Source organism: Glaciecola nitratireducens FR1064, from assembly GCF_000226565.1.
Classification (GTDB): Bacteria; Pseudomonadota; Gammaproteobacteria; order Enterobacterales; family Alteromonadaceae; genus Glaciecola; species Glaciecola nitratireducens.
In genome coordinates this window covers 2,142,749-2,162,859 of sequence record NC_016041.1, presented here as the reverse complement: position 1 = coordinate 2,162,859, position 20,111 = coordinate 2,142,749, and the positions used below count along the sequence as shown (strand labels likewise).

The 20,111-nt window shown below is 41.7% G+C and carries 19 protein-coding genes; 7 read left to right on the top strand and 12 right to left on the bottom strand.

Translation table 11 applies throughout. From position 1 onward, the window contains the following. Positions 1-30: 30 nt before the first annotated feature. Complete coding sequence (gene trhO / locus GNIT_RS09345) at positions 31-1,029, top strand: oxygen-dependent tRNA uridine(34) hydroxylase TrhO (RefSeq protein ID WP_014108948.1); 999 nt, start codon at positions 31-33, stop codon at positions 1,027-1,029. 81 nt (positions 1,030-1,110) lie between these two features. Next, positions 1,111-1,359 (top strand): EF-hand domain-containing protein, encoded by a 249-nt coding sequence (locus GNIT_RS09340; protein ID WP_014108947.1) that lies wholly within the window; start codon positions 1,111-1,113, stop codon positions 1,357-1,359. Between the two features lie 98 nt (positions 1,360-1,457). On the opposite strand, the gene purT is transcribed toward GNIT_RS09340, so the two are convergent. The 4 genes from purT to GNIT_RS09320 form a co-directional block, all read right to left on the bottom strand. After that, positions 1,458-2,648, bottom strand: a complete 1,191-nt coding sequence (gene purT / locus GNIT_RS09335; protein ID WP_014108946.1) for a formate-dependent phosphoribosylglycinamide formyltransferase — start codon at positions 2,646-2,648, stop codon at positions 1,458-1,460. Positions 2,649-2,859: 211 nt separating this feature from the next. Beyond that, positions 2,860-4,227 carry a DEAD/DEAH box helicase gene (locus tag GNIT_RS09330; RefSeq protein WP_014108945.1) on the bottom strand — a complete coding sequence of 456 codons (1,368 nt, stop codon included), beginning with the start codon at positions 4,225-4,227 and terminating at the stop codon, positions 2,860-2,862. Between the two features lie 132 nt (positions 4,228-4,359). Beyond that, positions 4,360-5,019, bottom strand: a complete 660-nt coding sequence (locus GNIT_RS09325; protein ID WP_014108944.1) for a CoA transferase subunit B — start codon at positions 5,017-5,019, stop codon at positions 4,360-4,362. 2 nt (positions 5,020-5,021) lie between these two features. Then, positions 5,022-5,726: a CoA transferase subunit A gene (locus tag GNIT_RS09320; RefSeq protein ID WP_014108943.1), complete on the bottom strand. Its 705-nt coding sequence runs from the start codon at positions 5,724-5,726 to the stop codon at positions 5,022-5,024. Positions 5,727-5,884: 158 nt separating this feature from the next. On the opposite strand from GNIT_RS09320, the gene GNIT_RS09315 reads away from it, so the two are divergent. Further along, positions 5,885-6,766, top strand: a complete 882-nt coding sequence (locus tag GNIT_RS09315; protein WP_014108942.1) for a LysR family transcriptional regulator — start codon at positions 5,885-5,887, stop codon at positions 6,764-6,766. A 28-nt stretch (positions 6,767-6,794) separates the two neighbouring features. On the opposite strand, the gene GNIT_RS09310 is transcribed toward GNIT_RS09315, so the two are convergent. Further along, positions 6,795-7,556 (bottom strand): hypothetical protein, encoded by a 762-nt coding sequence (locus GNIT_RS09310; protein WP_014108941.1) that lies wholly within the window; start codon positions 7,554-7,556, stop codon positions 6,795-6,797. A gap of 35 nt (positions 7,557-7,591) precedes the next feature. Next, positions 7,592-8,314 (bottom strand): sensor histidine kinase, encoded by a 723-nt coding sequence (locus GNIT_RS09305; RefSeq protein ID WP_014108940.1) that lies wholly within the window; start codon positions 8,312-8,314, stop codon positions 7,592-7,594. Between the two features lie 249 nt (positions 8,315-8,563). On the opposite strand from GNIT_RS09305, the gene cysB reads away from it, so the two are divergent. Further along, positions 8,564-9,538, top strand: coding sequence for an HTH-type transcriptional regulator CysB (gene cysB, locus GNIT_RS09300; protein ID WP_041246373.1), 975 nt, complete (start codon positions 8,564-8,566; stop codon positions 9,536-9,538). Between the two features lie 63 nt (positions 9,539-9,601). Here the strand turns inward: cysB and GNIT_RS09295 are convergent, their stop codons facing one another. The 3 genes from GNIT_RS09295 to pabB form a co-directional block, all read right to left on the bottom strand. Further along, a complete protein-coding gene (locus GNIT_RS09295; protein ID WP_014108938.1) occupies positions 9,602-10,975 on the bottom strand; it encodes an L-serine ammonia-lyase in 1,374 nt (457 codons plus the stop codon). A 206-nt stretch (positions 10,976-11,181) separates the two neighbouring features. Further along, the gene (locus tag GNIT_RS09290; RefSeq protein WP_014108937.1) at positions 11,182-11,772 is read right to left on the bottom strand and encodes a CoA pyrophosphatase; all 591 of its coding nucleotides are present in this window, start codon (positions 11,770-11,772) and stop codon (positions 11,182-11,184) included. A 10-nt stretch (positions 11,773-11,782) separates the two neighbouring features. Then, positions 11,783-13,303 carry an aminodeoxychorismate synthase component I gene (gene pabB / locus GNIT_RS09285; RefSeq protein ID WP_014108936.1) on the bottom strand — a complete coding sequence of 507 codons (1,521 nt, stop codon included), beginning with the start codon at positions 13,301-13,303 and terminating at the stop codon, positions 11,783-11,785. Positions 13,304-13,412: 109 nt separating this feature from the next. Between pabB and GNIT_RS09280 the strand changes: the two genes are divergently transcribed. Together GNIT_RS09280 and GNIT_RS09275 are read left to right on the top strand one after the other, a co-directional pair. Continuing rightward, positions 13,413-14,945 carry a fumarate hydratase gene (locus tag GNIT_RS09280; RefSeq protein WP_014108935.1) on the top strand — a complete coding sequence of 511 codons (1,533 nt, stop codon included), beginning with the start codon at positions 13,413-13,415 and terminating at the stop codon, positions 14,943-14,945. Positions 14,946-15,175: 230 nt separating this feature from the next. Continuing rightward, on the top strand, positions 15,176-16,819 hold the full coding sequence (locus GNIT_RS09275) for a DNA recombination protein RmuC (RefSeq protein ID WP_014108934.1): 1,644 nt from the start codon (positions 15,176-15,178) through the stop codon (positions 16,817-16,819). A gap of 26 nt (positions 16,820-16,845) precedes the next feature. Here GNIT_RS09275 and GNIT_RS09270 read toward each other — a convergent pair whose 3' ends face one another. From GNIT_RS09270 to GNIT_RS09260, 3 genes are all read right to left on the bottom strand, one after another. Then, the gene (locus GNIT_RS09270) at positions 16,846-17,916 is read right to left on the bottom strand and encodes a hypothetical protein (protein ID WP_014108933.1); all 1,071 of its coding nucleotides are present in this window, start codon (positions 17,914-17,916) and stop codon (positions 16,846-16,848) included. Positions 17,917-17,994: 78 nt separating this feature from the next. Beyond that, on the bottom strand, positions 17,995-18,402 hold the full coding sequence (locus GNIT_RS09265; RefSeq protein ID WP_014108932.1) for an OsmC family protein: 408 nt from the start codon (positions 18,400-18,402) through the stop codon (positions 17,995-17,997). A 38-nt stretch (positions 18,403-18,440) separates the two neighbouring features. Further along, positions 18,441-19,295 carry a CvfB family protein gene (locus GNIT_RS09260; protein WP_014108931.1) on the bottom strand — a complete coding sequence of 285 codons (855 nt, stop codon included), beginning with the start codon at positions 19,293-19,295 and terminating at the stop codon, positions 18,441-18,443. An 88-nt stretch (positions 19,296-19,383) separates the two neighbouring features. On the opposite strand from GNIT_RS09260, the gene GNIT_RS09255 reads away from it, so the two are divergent. After that, positions 19,384-20,109 carry a 5-oxoprolinase subunit PxpA gene (locus tag GNIT_RS09255; RefSeq protein WP_014108930.1) on the top strand — a complete coding sequence of 242 codons (726 nt, stop codon included), beginning with the start codon at positions 19,384-19,386 and terminating at the stop codon, positions 20,107-20,109. Positions 20,110-20,111 lie beyond the last annotated feature (2 nt).

Here is a 20,111-nt window from a genome sequence, read left to right as displayed (position 1 = left end):
TTTTACGTTCCAATCCGCAAAAGGAAAAATATGAACAACTACATCGTATGTGCGTTATATAAGTTTGTCACTCTTAGTGACTTTGAGGAATTACGCGAGCCTCTTCGCCAATTTATGGAAGAACGCCAAATTAAAGGCACCATTCTGCTTGCCTCTGAAGGGATTAATGGCACTGTATCCGGTGCTCGAAATGCAATTGATGAATTGCTTGCTTATTTGAATGCTGATGAGCGCATAAACCCTATTTCACATAAAGAGTCGCTGCATGAAGAACAGCCATTTTATCGTACTAAGGTGAAACTTAAAAAAGAGATCGTGACGATGGGTGTCGAAGGCATAGATCCAAAACGCACCGTCGGCAGTTACGTCAAACCAAAAGACTGGAACGATTTAATTTCTGATCCTGAGGTGACTTTGGTAGACACCCGAAACGATTACGAAATTGAGATCGGTACCTTCAAGTACGCGGTTAATCCTAAGACTGAAACCTTCAGAGAGTTCCCAGCATATGTAGCAAAGGAACTTGATCCCGCTAAGCACAAAAAAGTTGCTATGTTTTGTACTGGCGGCATTCGGTGTGAAAAATCCACTGCATATCTGAAAGAGCAGGGCTTTGATGAGGTTTACCACTTAGAGGGCGGCATCTTGCAATATTTGGAAGACGTTCCTAAAGAGGAATCCTTGTGGGAAGGTGATTGTTTCGTCTTTGATAATCGCGTTGCGGTTAACCACGATTTGCAAAAGAGCGAATATGACCAGTGTTATGGTTGTCGCTTGCCAATAACAGATGAAGACAAGTTAAGCGACAAGTTTGAGCCTGGCGTAAGTTGCCCTAAATGTTTCGGAACCCATACCGACGACCAAATTGAACGTTTTAGAGAGCGCGAAAAGCAGGTGCGTCTTGCAAAGGAACGAAATGAAGAACACGTTGGAACTGAGGCGCGATTAGTCATAGAACAGAAACGTCTGCAAAAAGCGGAAGAACAGCGCGCTCGCAGTCTATTGAAAAACAAACAAAAAGCACAGTAACGCAGCATTTCTCCTAGACACTCAAGGGGCTAAAGGGGTAAACTTTAGTTATATAAAGTCAAACGATCAGAAGGATCGACGATGAGCCAAGATAAAAAACTAACAGCAGAACAAATTGCTGAAATAAGAAAAGACTTTGATTTTTTCGATAGAGATTTAAACGGACAAATTGACCTTCGTGAGTTCATCGAGTTATTAACAATATTATCTCCAAAAACAAAGGCGGGAAACGTCCAAGAAGGCTTTTCGCTCATTGATGGTAATAATGATGGATATATCGACTTTGAAGAGTTTCTAGAATGGTGGAAAGATGGTTGGTGGGAATATTAAGACTGGCGATCTATTCTAAAAATTCTCCCGAGCTCTTATAAGCTGAATGCAAATGCAGGGGGGCGATAAGTAGCCCCTCTAATTGATCCTTAATTTATCTAATATAGCACTTCAACATTACTTGACACCAACTTAGCATTTTCAGTTGCTTTCACTGTGCTGTCGCCTCTCGCGATAGCGACTCCTAATCTGCGTTTACCCGCGATATTTGGCTTAGCAAATAAGCGCAATTGTGAGCCGGCGACCAAACCCAAAGCTTCGCTTAGGTTGGCGAACTTAATATCTTGAGAATGACCATTACCCAAAATGACACTGGACGCTGTTGGTCCATATTGAGTAATTTTCCCGATTGGCAAGCCTAGAATGGCTCTTACGTGTAAAGCAAATTCAGAGAGGTCTTGAGACATAAGCGTAACCAAACCTGTATCGTGTGGGCGAGGAGAAACTTCATTAAAGTAGACCTCATCGTCTTTCACAAAAAACTCCATACCAAAGAGTCCGTGTCCACCCAATTCTTTAACTACCTTGGTCGCTATTTCTTGCACTTTTTGTAATGCCAAATCTGACATTATTTGGGGTTGCCAAGATTCACGATAGTCACCATTTTCCTGACGGTGGCCAATAGGGGCACAAAAATGAATACCATCAACCGCACTTACGGTTAGTAATGTAATTTCATAATCAAACGGAACAAAGCCTTCCAAAATTACCCGTCCGGCGCCGCTGCGACCTCCTTCTTGGGAATAAGCCCACGCAGACTCTAAATCTGCTTCTGACTTAATTATGCTTTGTCCTTTGCCTGAACTGCTCATCACTGGTTTAATAACACAAGGGATACCAATTTCTTTTACTGCTTGCAGGTATTCGTCTTTGCTATCAGTAAAGACATAAGGAGAGGTTTTTACCGAAAGCGTTTCAGCGACCAAGCGGCGGATCCCCTCTCTATCCATAGTTAGCTTTGTTGCGCGCGCACTAGGCACAACATTAAAGCCCTCAGCCTCTAATTTTATAAGCGACGCTGTGGCAATAGCTTCAACTTCAGGAATAATGAAGTCAGGCTTTTCTTTTCGAATAATTTCCTCTAAACGCTCTCCATCAAGCATACTTAGGACATACGAAGAATGCGCTATCTGCATTGCAGGTGCATTTGCATAGCTATCTGCAGCAATGACTTCGACACCAAGTCGCTGTAATTCAATCGCAATTTCTTTACCAAGTTCACCGGAGCCCAATAATAGGGCTTTTGTTGTGCTATTCGACAGAGCACTACCAATAAAAGAACGACTCATAATATTTAGCTCACTATTTAAATTAAAGAGAATTTTTTATACTGGAATAATTTCAAAAAAGGCTACTGGCTTGACGTAAAAAACAAAACGCAAACAGAGGACAATTTTTGGTGTGAAGCTGAGTGCTTAGCTCAGGCGGTCACATTGCACAATAAGCGTCAGCCGCTCATTAGTCACCACAACAAAATCAGTCATTGTTGCTGTATCTGCTTTAAATATCTGTTTTGCTATCAGTATCCGTGTCAAAGTTTAAATCAGTACTGTTATCTTCATCATCTACAACCACTCTGGCTTTCCGCTTCACAGGAATGAAGCCAGTATCTACAGCATCCATTGTTCTTACGCGCTTCTTAACAGGGTTCTTAATGGCTTTTGGTTTTGCTTTCACGCTTGCCTTGCTTTCGGTTTTCTTCTCAACGAACGCACGTCGTCCTTTAAACTTAGCAGGCAATTCTTCATATTCAGAAAACGAATAGTCTTGAGGCATTTTCGACTTGATTGCGCTAAAGCTATGCCAGTCTTTACCGCTGACAAACGAGATTGCAACGCCCTTATTACCGGCTCTGCCAGTGCGGCCTATACGGTGAATGTACTCGTCTGCAAATTTAGGCAAATCGTAATTGATCACTAAAGCAACATTTAATAGGTCAAGTCCACGCGAAGCTAGGTCGGTGGTAACCAAAACAGTGTGCAGGCCACGAGAGAATGCGTTGATAACGCTAGAGCGTTGACCTTGCGCTAATTCTCCATGCAGGCTAACTGCTGCAAAGCCTTCATCTTCAAGCTGTTTGGCAATACGACCGGTGTCTTCGCGCGTCGCGGTAAACACAATAGCTTGAGTCCTATTTGCCATTACCAACGATTTTAGAAGTAATTGGTCTTTGTGCGTCACACCGTCAGACAAAAAGAACTTTTGCTCAATGTCAGCGTGCGGTATAGCAACATTGTCGATAACAATTTGTTCTGGAGCATTCAGCATTTTCTCAGTCATAGCGTGAACCGCGGCGCTATCGATTGTTGCTGAAAACATCATTGTTTGACGCTTGCGGTGATTTGCAGAGCGATGAATTAGGTCAAGTTGTTCCGAAAAGCCAAGTTCAAGCATGCGATCTGCTTCATCTAATATCAACAGTTCGATTCCGTTGAGGAAGAAACTTTTGCCATTAATGTGGTCCGCAATTCGACCTGCCGTGCCGACAATGATGTCAGGGTTTTGACGCAATATTTTCACCTGATCGTTATAGTTTTCGCCGCCCACGATTAACGCTACAGATATGTTTTGAGTGGCGGTAAGCTTTTTAGCCTGCATGAACACTTGTTTAGCAAGCTCACGAGTGGGCGCTAATATAATCGCTCTAGGGTCGGCCTTTGTGAGCGGTCTGCTGGTAAGTAAACGATTTACCGCAGGCACTAAGAATGCGAGTGTTTTTCCTGAACCTGTTTTTGCGCCAGCAACAACGTCTTTGCCTATAAGTGCATGGGGAATACTTTTGTGCTGTACTTCTGTTAGCGTTTCAATTTGCATAATTGATAACGCTTTCAGTACGCGACTGTCGATAGGGAGTTCAGAAAATAACAAGATAGAGCCTCTTTGAATAATTCCTTTGCATTATCCTTGAAATAGACCCGTTATAAAAGAAAAACCCCAACATATTACTGTCGGGGTTAGATTCTAGCTAGAAAATAGCAATAATTAGGCGGGTGTTCCCACTTAGCTCAGTTTCATCTCTGGGATATCACCGTCAACGACAAGTTTTCCAGCTGTTTTTTCTTTAATCTCATCAATAGTGACGCCAGGCGCGCGCTCTCTCAAATGAAAGGCGTTGTCCTTAACCTCAAGTACCGCTAAATCTGTAATGATCCGTGTAATGCAATTTACACCGGTCAATGGCAGTGTGCATGATGGTAGGAGTTTTGAATTGCCGTGTTTGTCCGCATGTGTCATCGTGACAATGATATTCTTTGCGCCAGCAACTAAATCCATTGCGCCGCCCATTCCTTTGATTAACTTACCCGGGATCATCCACGATGCGATGCTGCCAGAGACATCTACTTCAAATGCGCCTAGGACAGTAAAGTCGACGTGCCCGCCACGGATCATCGCAAAGCTCTCTGCTGAATTGAAAATAGAGGCGCCGGTCGAAGCCGTTACGGTTTCTTTGCCAGCGTTAATCATGTCAGCGTCTACTTGATCCTCAGTTGGATAAGGCCCCATTCCCAATAATCCGTTTTCGGACTGCAGCATAACCTGTATGTGTTTAGGAACATAATTAGCTGCTAGAGTAGGAATACCAATGCCTAAGTTCACGTAATCGCCATCTTGGAATTCTTGAGCGACGCGCATTGCAATTTGATCTCTTGTTAATGCCATGATTATGCTCCTTTTGACGTAACTAAACGTTCGATACGTTTTTCGAATGACCCTTGAATAACACGGTCAACATAGATGCCTGGTGTATGAATTTGACTTGGCTCAAGTTCACCCGGTTCCACAATCTCTTCAACTTCAACCACTGTTATTTTGCCCGCTGTTGCTGCCATTGGATTGAAATTCATCGCGGTGTGTCTATACATGCAGTTACCGTAGCGGTCGGCTTTCCATGCTTTTACGATTGCAAAGTCACCGGTAATAGCCTCTTCAAGAATATAATCACGGCCATTGAATTGACGACTCTCTTTACCTTCGCCAACTGGCGTGCCGAAGCCAGTAGCCGTATAGAATGCAGGAATACCAGCGCCGCCAGCTCGCATTTTTTCTGCGAGTGTTCCTTGTGGCGTTAGTTCAACTTCGAGTTCGCCGTTGAGTAATTGTTTTTCAAATAGGGCGTTTTCGCCAACATATGACGAGACCATCTTCTTAATTTGTTTGTCTTCTAATAAAACACCAAGACCGAAACCATCAACGCCACAGTTGTTGGATACCACAGTGAGTCCTTTGGTTCCCATGCGCTTAACTTCTGCAATTAAGCCTTCAGGAATGCCACACAGGCCAAATCCGCCTGCAATGATTGTCATGTTATCTTCAAGTCCATGCATCGCGTCTGCGTAGCTTGTTACTACCTTATCAAAACCAGCCATGAGTACTCTCTTATGTTGTTTATTCGTTAGATATTATTTACCAAGATGTTACATTTGTAAAATTGATTTATTATCAGTATTAATAAATAATAGTTATTAATGCGAAAGCCAAAGGAAGCTTGGTACGTTAGTTTATATCACGGAATAGGAGTGCGATTATGGTTTCAATTAAAAATCTTCAAGCCTTTATTGAATTAGCAAAATACCAGTCATTTGCCGAAGCTGCAGAAAAGCGACATATATCTCAACCTGCACTATCAAGTGCAATTAAAAAGATGGAAATGCAGCTTGGAGGCGCTCTTTTTAGTCGCTCGACAAGAAGCGTTAAATTGACACCTGAAGGTGCTTCTTTTTTACCCGTTGCTAAACGATTATTAGACGACTGGGAGAATGCACTTTACGATGTGAAACAGCTTTTTACGCTTGAAAAAGGTTTATTGACACTAGCATCAATGCCGTCCTTTGCTGAAGGTAGATTGCCGTCTTTATTGGCCTCCTTCGGTTACGCGCAACCTAATATCAGTATCAGAGTACATGATGTGGTGATGGAGTTAGTGATTGAGAGTGTGTTGCGTGAAAGGGCAGAAATGGGCTTTGTATTCGAACCGGAAGAACATGAACTATTAAACTTTTATCCGATGTTTAATGATGAATTTGTCGTGATCATGCCACCCGATCATGCACTCAATGTAGGCGCAGAGCTCACACTAGATGACGTTATTAAGTATCCCTTTGTAAGCATGAATAGGGGCTCTACCACCCGTAAATGGGTCGACGAAAAACTGATAAACGGCGATCGAAAAATAAACATTGCAGTTGAAGCATCTCAATTTAGCACTATTGGGAATTTGGTTTATTCGGGAATGGGAATTGCTATTGTGCCGTCTATGGTGCAAAAGCAAATGGAGGCAAAGGGCTGCATCAGTAAAAAAGTGTTGGGCTTGGACATCATAAAGCGGGTTGGTCTAATAACGCCAAAAGACCGTTCTTTATCCTTTGCCGCTCAGGCCTTCATTGAAAGTCTAAAATTGAATCCTTAATTGATGGAAAGTACAAAAACTCCGCAAGCTACCATTTCTTTTTAGGGCCGAATAGCTGATCAATGTCCTCACTTTCTTTTTCTTTTTCGATAGCAATTGCAGCTAAGTTGCTTTCCTTCATTGCAGTTTCTAAATTATTCAACATACTTTCGAATTCAGAGATCCGTGTCGTTGTATATTCGTCCTGTGGTTTGTGTGCTTTTAATGCAGCAACTGCTTTTTCAATATACTGTCTTGCGCTGCCTTGCATGTTACCGGTTATCGCGTCTGCGGTTCGCTTGTGTAAGGTTTCTATATTGACCCTTAGCTGCAGTCGTTCTAGGCTTTTGTCTTCCGCTGCGAATACTTTAGGTGTGATATTTCCTTTCCCGTGCTCAGAGCGCAAAATTACTCGTAATTTCTTAACTGCCTGAATGTATTTGATAATCACTTTGTCATTGGCTGGAAGCTTGAATGTACTGTGGTCTGGAGTCGGTTCAGCTAAATCAATGTTTTTTAAAAGCACTGAGGTGTCATTCAAACGCTGTTTTAAATCTGGGTTAGGGCTTTGCTGCAAACTTTGCTTCATTGAATTCTGAATTCTTCGCAAAATGATGGCAATGAGCTGTTGTGAAACAGGCATTTGCCCGGCAGCCGTGAGTGCGTTTTCGGTCTCGTCGATAATTGCTCTTTGACGACTAACTTCCTCTCGCTTCGCTGCTTCTTTGCGCTCTTTGTGCTGTTGAACAGCACTCGCAGATATGCCTGCGACGATAACGATGGCGATCAAAAGTATAACAATTGTGAACATTATAGGTTTCCGTTTAGGAGTCGGTTACTTATCCTTCAGGGCAATAGTACCTTAAATATACTTCCGCCTGTAACGCTATTATTACTCAGTTTGATACTTCCTTGTCGATTCTTGTTTTTATGTGTCTGTGCAATCATTCTTGCGAAGAATAAGCCTAAGCCTGTTCTTCCTTCGCTTACACACAACGATTCCATCGCAGCGTCTGACATATCTAGCATTCTTTGTGGATAGCCTGAACCATTGTCTTCAACAGTAATACAAAGATAGCCATCTTCCACAAGCGTTGAAATTTTAATTTCACTCGCACCGTACCGGATTGCATTAACCAATACGTCATTCATTAATAAAAATAACAAATCCTTATCAGTAAACCAAGATAATTCACTATCAACGTCCACGATACAGGTAATATTTTTTTGCTTTGTATAGGTTTTATTAGACTCAATTAATTCATATACCAAGTCTTCCATAAAGCATTCGTCAATATTTAAGGGCAGGGAATCGAGTTCCGCTCTGTAAAGTGAGAGTATTTGAACTAAGGTAGTGTTCATTCGATTTGCCTCATAGTGCAAATCGACGATTTGTTGTCTGCTTTCGTCCTGCGCTGGAGACAAAGACTTAGACAGGTCTTCTATTGTTTGCATCAGCAAACTTAATGAATTTTTCATATCATGCACAGCAACGGCCATCACTGAGGCAAAATCAATGCTCAGATTATCACTTTGTGTGGAATGGCTACATGGTTGATTATCTAGCATAGCTCACCTTATTTCAGTCCTGTTTGAGTTATCGGCCAATCGCGTGGATTCTATATCATTTATGGTTTATGACGGCATTTTAAAAGAATACGAGGGTATCAAACCGTCGTGATTCTCCATGCAAATCCTGCATCGGAAAACTAATTTACGAAATTCTTATGCAAATTAGTTTTAAATTGTCTATTATTTGGTTATAAAGTGAATAAAACAAAGATACTGAAACAGCAATATCAACCTTTAGGTTATTTAATGAAATTACAACAATTAAGATATATCGTCGAAGTCCTCAACAATAACCTGAATGTGTCAGCCACAGCTGAAACGCTTTTTACGTCACAACCCGGCATTAGCAAACAAGTTCGGATGCTCGAAGACGAGCTAGGCATCCAAATTTTCGGCAGAAGTGGTAAGCATCTTACTCATGTTACTGAAGCGGGCAAGGATGTGATTAACATATCCCGTGAAATTCTGGCGAAAGTAGAAAGTATCAAGGCGGTAGCCCGTGAGCACACTTTGCCAGACCAAGGTAAACTGAATATAGCAACCACGCACACGCAGGCGCGCTACGCCTTGCCCGACGTTATTAAGGGCTTCATGTCAAAGTATCCTAGAGTTTCTTTGCATATGCATCAGGGGACTCCTTCACAGATAAGTGATTTGGCTGCTAAAGGCGAGGCTGATTTTGCTATCGCAACGGAGTCTTTGCATTTATATAACGACCTCGTCATGTTGCCTTGCTATCACTGGAATCGTTCAGTAATTGTGAATAAAGAACATCCCCTTGCAAAGAAAACATCGATAACTATCCAAGACATCGCTAAATATCCTTTAGTTACTTATGTGTTTGGTTTCACCGGGCGTTCCGAGCTTGATCAGGCGTTCAATATTGCGGGCCTAGAACCTAAAATAGTATTCACTGCAACGGATGCCGATGTTATTAAAACATACGTTAGGTTAGGTGTGGGTATCGGTGTAATAGCCTCTATGGCGGTTAGCGATGACTTAGATTCTGACCTAGTAAAAATAGATGCCAGTCACTTATTTGACTACAGCACAACAAAAATTGGCTTTAGGAAAGGCTCTTTCCTGCGAAATTACATGTACGACTTTATCGAACGCTTTGCGCCTCACTTGACTAAAGACGTGGTAGAAAGAGCGATGATGCAAAAGAATAATGAAGAAGTTGAGAAGATGTTTAAAGGTTTAACGCTGCCAGTCAAATAAGCGCGGTGTTGAGTTCCGCGCTGTTATATTTAGCATCACTATGCAGTCAACGTTACTCAGCAATTAGCACTCTATAATGTTGACTGCCAAACCTCCGCGAGCAGTCTCTTTGTATTTTGTTTTCATATCGTTGCCGGTTTCCCACATCGTCTTGATAACTTTATCTAATGATACTTTGTGATTGCCGGTTCCTCTAAACGCCAGTCGAGAAGCGTTTATGGCTTTGATAGCGCCCATTGCGTTTCTTTCAATGCAAGGCACTTGAACTAGGCCGCCAACGGGATCGCAGGTTAATCCTAAATTATGCTCCATTCCAATCTCAGCGGCATTTTCAACTGCGATGACTGAACCACCCAATATCTCGGTCAATGCGGCAGCAGCCATTGAACAAGCAACGCCAACCTCGCCCTGACAACCCACCTCTGCGCCAGAAATTGATGCGTTTTTCTTATACAAAATACCAATGGCAGCAGCCGTTAATAAATAACGACAAGCTGTATCGTCATCGACAGGTCTTACGAATTTGTCAAAATAACATAATACGGCGGGAATGATCCCTGCTGCACCATTAGTTGGTGCGGTCACGACTCTTCCGCCTGCAGCATTTTCTTCATTAACTGCAAGTGCGAATAGATTTACCCAGTCCATTGCTTGCATTGGATCGTTATTGCTTTCATTTTTAAGCTTTCGATAAAGGCCATAAGCACGGCGATGCACTTTCAATCCGCCGGGCAGAATCCCCTCTGTATTGATACCGTTTTGAACGCACTCTTTCATTACTTCCCAAATGTAAACTAATCGCTCTCTGAGTATCTCTTCTGGTAGGATTGAAATTTCATTTCTAAGCATTAATGTGCTGATAGAAAAACCATTTTCATGACAAATTTGCATCAATTCAGTCGCGGTTGAAAATGGAAAGGGAGCATCGACCTGTTGTTCAGCAAATTTTTCGTCTTTTTGTGCCTGAAATTCAGACTCTTCAACGATAAAGCCACCGCCTATCGAATAATAAGTTTGCTTCAATATACATTCAGTTCCAGCATAGGCGAATAATGTCATGCCGTTAGAATGTAAGGGCAGTGTTTTTCTGCGATGGAATACAATAGCGCCATCTTTCGGGAATAGAATTTGATGTTCTTGATTCAGCATCAAAGCTTGTTCAGTTTCAACAAGCGTTAGCATGGCGTCAACTTTTTTGACCGGTACGTTTTCTGGTAAGTAGCCTAGTAAGCCCAGTATTACTGCTTTCCCGGTGCCATGACCTTTGCCAGTCTGCCCTAGCGAACCGTACAATTCTGTTTTTACAGCCGTTATTTGCTCAAACACTTCTGCTTTTTTTAATACATCACAAAATGCTGCTGCCGCTCTCATTGGCCCCACGGTATGGGAGCTTGATGGGCCAATGCCCACCTTGAACATGTCAAAAACACTGATCATTTTACATCGCTTAACTATTAATTTTATCCATGTTAAGTCTTGCATAGTTTTGATAATAAACAAATGAGATTTGCTAATCGCTTGCATTAGATTTGTTAATGCGATGTTATGGACTGTCGTCGAGCTTTTATAAACTGCGTTGAGTGATATGTACGGTATCAAAAACTAAAAGGGTGGCAAAACGATATCGAAGGTTTACAGTTTTACTAAGAGTAAAAGTCAAGATGCTTGCAAAGCAGGGCTGTCATGCCTGCTGTTGCCCCCCAAATGACATCGTTCTGATATTGTATAAAGTACACGGGAAAGCTTTGTTGTCGACGTTCTACGTGGTGAACAAAGTAATTTTGTCGGTTCATTAAGTGAGACAAAGGGACTTGAAATATACGGCTAACCTCGTTTTTATCTATCGTTAAGTCAACATCAAGGTCAACCGATTCATCTAAGATACCAATAACGGGCAAAACGGCGAAGCCACTAATTGTTTTATACTCTGGAAGTGTACCAAGGATCCTAACTTTGTCTGATTTTAAGCCAATTTCTTCTTCAGCTTCACGCAATGCCGTATGCACTAAGGATTCGTCTGAAACTTCATACTTTCCGCCGGGGAAACTTATTTGCCCAGCGTGATGGTTTAAATGGCTTGCTCGCTGCGTAAATAGTACGTGTAAATCATCAAATGGAGGCTGCAAACAGATGAGGACCGCTGCAGGTCTGGTTTTTACTGGAAACGGAAAATCGTGCGATGGACCTGCAGACCAGGGAAGATGAAACTTAGATAAAAAATGTTTTTCATTCATTGTTTTCTGTTCATTTAGTTGGTGTAGTGACTTCTCGTTGATGTCTTTCTTTTAACGCACTGGCCGACGGATTTTGTACAAGAGAGCCTTCAGCAAAAGAGCCTTTAGCTAGAGCAGTGTCGATCTGCATAGTTTCTTCAAGTACAGGCAGTATCTTTGCTACTTTATCCAAACTTTCCTGATATTCGCTGGCGATTTCTGAGTCTAATACGATACCGCCTCCTGCCCAACAATATAAACGATTATTTTCTGCTAATACAGTGCGAATACAAATACTGGTATCCATATCGTCACGCACACCAATATAGCCTATGCTACCGCAGTAAATACTGCGTTTATTCGGTTCAAGCTCTTGGATGATTTGCATTGCGCGATGCTTAGGCGCACCAGTGATAGAGCCCCCAGGAAAGGCGCCTTTGAGTAATTGAATGGGAGACGAGGATGCCTTTAACTTGCCCAAAATCGTGCTAACCATATGATGAACAGCAGGATAACTTTCTAATTTAAATAGCGCCGGAACAACCACAGAATGCGGCTCACAATGTTTGCTCAAGTCATTTCTAAGTAAATCAACAATCATGAGGTTTTCTGCTCTATCTTTCTCGGAATTCAGCAATTCTTCACTTAACTTCTTATCATCTTCATCATTAAGAGCACGCTTTCGTGTACCTTTAATTGGCTTGGTTTCTACTACTCCCGATTTTACTTGCAGGAAGCGTTCGGGAGAGACACTTAAAATACAGTTTTCTTCTAAACGAATAAATGACGAAAAAGGCGCTTTGTTAACGTCTCTGAGCAGACGATAAGCTTGCCATTCAGAACCTTGATAGCTGGCATCGAAGCGCTGTGCAAAGTTTATTTGATAGCAGTCACCAGAATGCAAGTAGTCATCAATTCGCTGCAGTTTTTTATGGTATTCAGACTCGGTTTGATTTGCTTGCCAATGACTCAACTGTTGGAAATCAGTCGTAGCTTTCGTTTTAGTTTTATCAGTTGTTAGATTCTTTAGGAGTTCAGCGCGTTCGTTATCAATATAACAACAAAAAACCTTGTTCGTTTTATTGTCAAAAATGAGGCTCTGATCATAAATGCCAACTGCCAAATCGGGAGATGAATATTCATCTGGAACAGTGTCTTGGATACCATCTAACTGAATATTTAAATCATAATTAAAGTATCCCAAAGCGCCACATAAAAAGGGGAGAGGGCTGGCATCTGTAACATTAACCATGGATTTGAACTTATTATGAACTTCTTCTAAACGTTCAAATGGGCTGCCGTTATTTGCGCTTAGCTCTGTTTCAATTAGCGTAGACCACTCCTCAGCGGCTGTTACTACCAATTGCTTATTCTTTACCACTAGCTTTGCAACGGGTGAATGCACGATAATGTCGTAACGACCATCGCTTAATTGATTATTGCAAGTATCGAGCAACATCGCCCAAGGCAAATGCTGGAAATTGGAGAATACTTGAACTGCAGAAATTCCTTCGAGTTCTAAACACTCTTCAATAAAAATGGGTAATGACAATATTAACCTCGTAAATAATCAGGTTTTTTTGGCGAAATAATCATGAGTTAGGTAGTATACTCGGCAAACTATCAAAACCATATCAATCTTTGAAAAAACAGGGGACATCATGACCGTCATTCGTCAACAAGACTTTATAGACAGTATTGAAGATGCGTTGCAATTTATTTCATATTATCACCCATTAGATTACGTCAAGGCCGTCGAAGCGGCCTACAATCGTGAGGAAAGTCAGGCGGCGAAAGACGCTATGGCACAGATACTAATCAACTCAAGAATGTCTGCAGAGGGCAAACGTCCTTTATGCCAAGACACTGGAATTGTGACTTGTTTTGTCAAACTCGGTATGGATATTAGCTGGGATAAGACAGACATGACTGTTCAGGAAATGGTCGACGAGGGAACGCGTCGTGCGTATTTAAATCCTGACAACCCCTTGAGAGCGTCAATCGTTTCAGACCCTGCCGGCAAACGCATCAATACAAAAGATAATACGCCTGCTGTTGTTCATATTGACACTGTGAAAGGCAATAAAATAGAAGTGATGATTGCGGCCAAAGGCGGTGGTTCAGAGAATAAATCAAAAATGGTTATGCTCAATCCTAGCGATGACATCGCAGACTGGGTTGTGAAGACGCTTCCCACAATGGGCGCCGGATGGTGTCCGCCGGGTATGTTAGGGATAGGTATCGGTGGCACGGCTGAAAAAGCGGCTGTTTTAGCCAAAGAAAGTTTGATGGACCCAGTCGATATTCAAGAATTAATGGAGCGCGGCGCGGTTACTACGGAAGAGAAACTACGTTTAGATATATTCAAAAAAGTGAACGACTTGGGTATTGGCGCTCAAGGTCTAGGTGGTCTAACAACTGTCGTTGACGTTAAAGTTATGTCAATGCCAACGCATGCAGCTTCAAAGCCTGTTGCGATGATCCCAAATTGTGCAGCAACTCGCCATGCACATTTCTATCTTGATGGATCAGGTCCTTCAGAACTACAGGCACCGAAGTTAGAAGACTGGCCAGAAGTAACTTGGGAAGTCAGTAAAGACACTCGTAGAGTCAATCTTAATGACATTACAAAAGCTGACATTCAAGACTGGAAAGTTGGCGAGACGGTATTACTGAGCGGTAAGATGCTTACCGGTCGTGATGCTGCCCACAAGCGAATTCAAACAATGCTCGACAATGGTGAAGGTTTGCCTGAAGGCGTTGATTTAACTAATCGATTTATTTATTACGTAGGCCCTGTTGATGCAGTCGGCAGTGAAGTTGTTGGTCCAGCGGGGCCGACAACAGCCACACGTATGGATAAATTTACTGACATGATGTTGGAGCAAACCGGCCTAATTGGCATGATTGGAAAAGCAGAACGTGGTCCAGCAACAGTCAAAAGTATAGCGAAACACAAAGCGGTATATTTAATGGCTGTCGGGGGCGCGGCTTATCTAGTTTCTAAAGCAATTAAAAAGTCACGCGTTGTTGCATTTGAAGATTTGGGAATGGAAGCCATTTATGAATTTGATGTTGTTGACATGCCCGTAACAGTTGCAGTGGATAGTTCCGGTGCTAACGCTCACGAAACTGGGCCTGCTATTTGGAAAGCAAAAATTGCTGACTTAGATGCGGCTTTAAGAGTTAAATAGGGTCTATACAAATTGACCATTTAGATACCCGCGCAAAAATGCGCTAGTAAAAGTAGGGCCCCGAAACTAACGGGGCCTTATTGCATGTGACATAATGAATTTATTCATTGTTATCATTTAGTTATTGGGCGAGGCTTTTGATAATATTCACACCAATGTGCCGAGGTCGCTGCACACGTTCGTTTTTTACACGATATACAGGTCGAAACTTTACAAGGATAAAGTAAACAATGCACCCCATGTTACAGCCGTTTATGAATATCGAAGTTGCTATAGCTACAGGTGCAGCAGCTTTTATTGCTATGCTGTTGGTTTGGTTGCTTATGCGGTCATATTCAAGGCGTGAACTTGACTCCATAAAGGCACAGCATCAGTCTGAATTAGTGCAGCAATCTGAAACGTACATTGGTGATCTAAACAAGCAAAAATCGATTTATGAATCGGAGATCCAAGATCTAAAGCAACAAATAGCATTAAATGACCAATCTTTTGGTCAATATGACGCTAAAATTGACGAACTTCAGGATACCTTGCAAAAGAATGAGCTTGTATATAAACAGCAGTTAGATACAGGTCGAAGCATAATATCCGAAAATCAGCGTGAAATTGGAGTGTTGAGTCAAAAAGCAGATGAGCTGCTACGCAAGCAGAGTGAAAATGAGGTTTTTTCAAAGAAGTTAGATGAAATAAATCACAAATACGCAAATTTGCAGGCAAGCTACCAGTCGCAGCAAGTTGGTTTTGAGCAGGAAAGAAAGAGTTTTGCAGAAAAATTGAATTTACTAGAGAACGCAGAAAGACAGCTTTCTATTCAATTCGAGAATTTAGCAAATAAAATATTCGAACAAAAATCAGAAAAGTTTACGAAAACGAGTGAAACCGGAATAACGCAGCTGATCGCTCCACTTAAAGAGCAGATCGAATCATTTAAGCGCCAAGTTTCAGATCAATACGTTAAAGAAGGTCAGGAAAGGGCATCCCTCAAAACTGAAATTTTAAGTTTGAAAGAATTGAATAAACAGATCACAGAGGAAGCCGCCGCGCTGACCAATGCATTGAAAGGCGATAACAAACAACAAGGAAATTGGGGAGAGCTTGTATTAGAGCGAATTTTGTCTGAGTCAGGATTACGTAATGGCCATGAATACGAAACTCAGAAATCGTTAAAAAATGTTCACGGTAAGCGCTATCAGCCCGATGTGGTGGTTCATTTGCCTAACGATAAAGATATTGTTATTGATTCGAAAGTGTCATTAATTGCCCACGAAAGATACGTTAACGCGAAAACTGACGAAGGTCGCCAGCGAGCCATTAAAGAACACGTTAATTCAATAAGTGGTCACATAAAAGGCCTGAGTAAGAAAGATTATCAAGACCTTACCGGCGTGAGAACGCTCGATTATGTTCTCATGTTTATTCCAATAGAATCAGCGTTTATCTCAGCTATTGAACATGCGCCAGACTTGATAAAAAGAGCGCTCGATAACCAGATTATGCTGGTTAGCCCAACGAATTTATTGGTTGCATTGCGCACAATTAATAATATTTGGCAGTATGAATATCAAAACCAAAATGCAAATAAAATAGCTGAGCAAGCACGAAAGATGTATGACAAATTTCACGGCTTTATTACCGATATGGAAAAAATCGGTCGCAATGTTGATGCCACAGCAAAAGCCTATGAGGCGGCGATGGGTAAATTATCCACGGGCCGTGGGAACTTAGTGAGGCAAGCAGAGCAGTTTAAAAAATTAGGGGTTTCACCAACAAAATCGATAGATATTGGTTTAGTAGACAGTAGTGCAGATGGCAATGATGATGAAGATTTTGATGTTGATACTTACGACGAAGAGGACACGTTAGCCGAAGAATAACTATGTTTATTCATAGTCGAGTCGGTTTAAAAAATAATATTTTCGATATTCAGATTTTTGCCTTGAGTGATATCGTTGTATTCATTTTGAGATAAATCAAAGCGATATAGTAGGGTATATATCGCTTGGTGCTGCAATTCATTTTGGTCTTGCTTAGCAATACTAAACAATATTTCCCGCAACGCTGCAGACCTATCCAATGTGCCAGCCTGTATCGAGTCCATAATAATTGACTGCATTTCGGTGTTTGATTCGTCATGAAATGCATCGAGCGCTAACTGCTCTCGCTGGGCGGTATTGCTGAAACGCAACAGTTGACTGAAGTAATACGGATTATCGGGGTTTGTACTATTATTGATAGCGGCTAGAAGACGCTCGCGAACCTGTTGATTTTCTACATTGCTCAACTCATACGGCATCAGCATATCCAAGGCCCTTAGCGTTTCTTCATCTTTCTCACTAAAAATCGCGATATCTTTTAGTGAGGAAGTAATGGATGGCGATTTTACTCCAGTTCTTGCTACTAACTCTAAAAAGTTGGTGGCGTTTTCAGGGCCTTCTTTAAGGAGTGCGTTTTCCATAACACGCTGCATTGCTGGCTTACTTAATTCTTGCGGCAAGCCCATTATAATTGACACCAGCATGTAACTTGCTTGAGAATCAATTGGAACCTGCTCAAAGTATTCCAAAAGTAAGGCAAGATCGGCACTAGATGAAATTAAAATATTACGAATATCATCTATTTTTTTACCGTATTCTTTGTAGTCTGAGTTTGAAGTAGAGTAAGTTAGAAAGTCGTTAAACAATGCAATGATATCGCCATTGTCGACAAGTAAAGGTTCTTCGCTAACAATGCTGCCCTCTGACTTGTCAGTTGGAGCAGGTGCTGAAGCTCGCTGTTCAGCATTACTTTTCTTTGTATTAAAAGCACTAGTCGTTGTAGTAAGCGAGCTGTCGGTTGTGTGCTGGTTGCGCTCCGTTTCGCTTGAATTTAACACGGAGGTTGTAGGCTGTGCATTGCTTCCAACTAAGTAACCTGCAACGAACGTCACACACAGAATGCATGCAGTTAAAATAGATTTTGTCATAAAATTCATATTAACTACCTAGTTTTCGTAATAAATATAGAGCTTATGTCATTCGTGCTATAAGAAAAAGACAAACAGTTAGAACGACTATTTCTCCTGAACCTCAAAACTGGTGGTGACGTTAACATTACCGGTTAACATCAGCATGACAGAGCAGTACTTTTCAGTGCTTAGCTGCACGGCTCGCGCGAGGTGTTTTTCATTTATATTGTTCCCTTGAACAACGAAATGGGCATGTATCTTAGTAAATTTGCGAGGCGCAGATTCAGCTCGCTCAGCATCTAACTCACAGTAGCAGCCATGCATGTCTTGACGAGACTTGCGCATAATTTCAACGACGTCAACAGAGGAACAAGCCCCCACGGAAATTAGTACGGCTTCCATTGGCGACAGATTTTTACCATTGCCGTCTAACTTCAGCTTTCTGCCATTGTCCATTTCACCTTCAAAACCTAAGCCATCTTCAGATGGTTCCCATACGACTGTTGCTTTCATTTTTCCTACCTAATCATTCTTTTATCTGGGGTGTTAATTTATTTACTTTCGACTATGCTGATATGTGTTTTGCTCAATACTATCTTTTTATTTTTATAGAGCGTACCGATAGCGCGTTTATAAGCGCCCTTGCTAACATGAAAGCGCGCAAAAATTTCCTCTGCTGAACTCTTATCTGTCAGTGTGGACATGCCTCCATGTGCCACTAGGTCGTCCATAATTTCGCTTGCTAAGTCTGTTCTCGCTTCCTTGCCTTCCTTTTGTAGAGACAAATCAATTTTACCATCTTCCCTTATATTTTTTATAAAAGCGGTAAGTTGGTCGCCAACAGACAGTCTTTTAAATAAATCGCTCTTAAACAGTAGTCCTTGATATTGTTTGTTGATAACACATTTAAAGCCTAACGAGGTTTCGTCAAATACAATGACGGATACTGTGTCACCCACGTTTAAATCATCCGTGGTTTCTTCTAAAAATCGATAGAGTTTGGTGCTTCCAATCATTTTTCTATTGTTGGGATCGTCTAAAAGATAGACCACATAGCATAAGCCGATATCCATTGGCTTATGCTGCATCGATTTTGGCACTAACAAATCGCGTTCTAATCCCCAATCAAAAAATGCACCGAAATCAGTTGCACCAGTGCAGGTCAATAATGCGAAATCATTCACTTTAATTGGCATATCTTTTTGTGTGGCATGCATGCTGCCGTCTTGCGAATAGTATACGAATGCTTGTAGGGTTTGTCCTTCACTGAACTGACCTTTTGCATCGCTTACAGGAAGGAAGACTGACTCATCAGGATCATTATGTGATCCTTTAGTGGATAATGAGTAACCAAAGGGGAGTTCGTCGGTGACGATTAAATCATTCACTTGACCAATTATTGGCATTTAAGACTCTCTTTTACATGATTTTTTAACGTTATAGCTTTAGTATAACAGGATTGAATTTTTCAACATCAATCTTAATTTGGGAACTATGAAATTAAATGCGGATTTAGGTGAAAGTTACGGGCATTGGCAGTTCGATGCCGACAGCGACATAATGCCCTATATTGATATGGCAAATGTTGCCTGCGGTGGTCATGCGGGCGACCCTACGGTGATGCACAAAACCATTGAGCTAGCGGCAGAACATAATGTTCTCATTGGTGCTCATCCCTCTTATCCAGATCTACAGGGTTTTGGGCGCAGAAGTATGCGGGTTCCGCCTAATGAATTGATGCTCATTATTCAAGCCCAAATGGCGACCTTGGATGGACTTGCAAAATGCCAAGGTAAAGAAGTGAGCTATGTTAAACCTCACGGTGCACTTTATAACGATATGATGGCAGATAAAGCGGTAAGAAACGTTGTGTTTTCTGCTGTTTCTGGTTTTTACTGCAACTTGCCCTTAGTTGTTCAGGCTAGTACTGAAAATGAGACTCTGCGAATTGAAGCTAGAGAGCGTGATATTACCTTAATATTTGAAGCTTTTTCTGATCGTCTGTATTTAGATTCTGGACTGTTAACGCCTCGCAGTCATCCTCGAGCCGTGTTGAATGCTAATGACGCAGTTGAGCAAGCACGGCGTCTTATTCAAAGAAATGAGGTCATCACTGAGAGTGGGGCTATTTTGCCCATTTTTGCTGATACCATTTGCGTTCATGGTGATACGCCAGAGGCAATGCATACCGTTAAAAAAATAAGAGAGTTATTGCAATAAAG

Coding starts and splice junctions, on each gene's coding strand:
- trhO (WP_014108948.1), top strand. CDS start 31: ATGAACAACTACATCGTATGTGCGTTATATAAGTTTGTCACTCTTAGT.
- GNIT_RS09340 (WP_014108947.1), top strand. CDS start 1,111: ATGAGCCAAGATAAAAAACTAACAGCAGAACAAATTGCTGAAATAAGA.
- purT (WP_014108946.1), bottom strand. CDS start 2,648: ATGAGTCGTTCTTTTATTGGTAGTGCTCTGTCGAATAGCACAACAAAA.
- GNIT_RS09325 (WP_014108944.1), bottom strand. CDS start 5,019: ATGGCATTAACAAGAGATCAAATTGCAATGCGCGTCGCTCAAGAATTC.
- GNIT_RS09320 (WP_014108943.1), bottom strand. CDS start 5,726: ATGGCTGGTTTTGATAAGGTAGTAACAAGCTACGCAGACGCGATGCAT.
- GNIT_RS09315 (WP_014108942.1), top strand. CDS start 5,885: ATGGTTTCAATTAAAAATCTTCAAGCCTTTATTGAATTAGCAAAATAC.
- GNIT_RS09310 (WP_014108941.1), bottom strand. CDS start 7,556: ATGTTCACAATTGTTATACTTTTGATCGCCATCGTTATCGTCGCAGGC.
- GNIT_RS09305 (WP_014108940.1), bottom strand. CDS start 8,314: ATGCTAGATAATCAACCATGTAGCCATTCCACACAAAGTGATAATCTG.
- cysB (WP_041246373.1), top strand. CDS start 8,564: ATGAAATTACAACAATTAAGATATATCGTCGAAGTCCTCAACAATAAC.
- GNIT_RS09295 (WP_014108938.1), bottom strand. CDS start 10,975: ATGATCAGTGTTTTTGACATGTTCAAGGTGGGCATTGGCCCATCAAGC.
- GNIT_RS09290 (WP_014108937.1), bottom strand. CDS start 11,772: ATGAATGAAAAACATTTTTTATCTAAGTTTCATCTTCCCTGGTCTGCA.
- GNIT_RS09280 (WP_014108935.1), top strand. CDS start 13,413: ATGACCGTCATTCGTCAACAAGACTTTATAGACAGTATTGAAGATGCG.
- GNIT_RS09275 (WP_014108934.1), top strand. CDS start 15,176: ATGCACCCCATGTTACAGCCGTTTATGAATATCGAAGTTGCTATAGCT.
- GNIT_RS09270 (WP_014108933.1), bottom strand. CDS start 17,916: ATGAATTTTATGACAAAATCTATTTTAACTGCATGCATTCTGTGTGTG.
- GNIT_RS09265 (WP_014108932.1), bottom strand. CDS start 18,402: ATGAAAGCAACAGTCGTATGGGAACCATCTGAAGATGGCTTAGGTTTT.
- GNIT_RS09260 (WP_014108931.1), bottom strand. CDS start 19,295: ATGCCAATAATTGGTCAAGTGAATGATTTAATCGTCACCGACGAACTC.
- GNIT_RS09255 (WP_014108930.1), top strand. CDS start 19,384: ATGAAATTAAATGCGGATTTAGGTGAAAGTTACGGGCATTGGCAGTTC.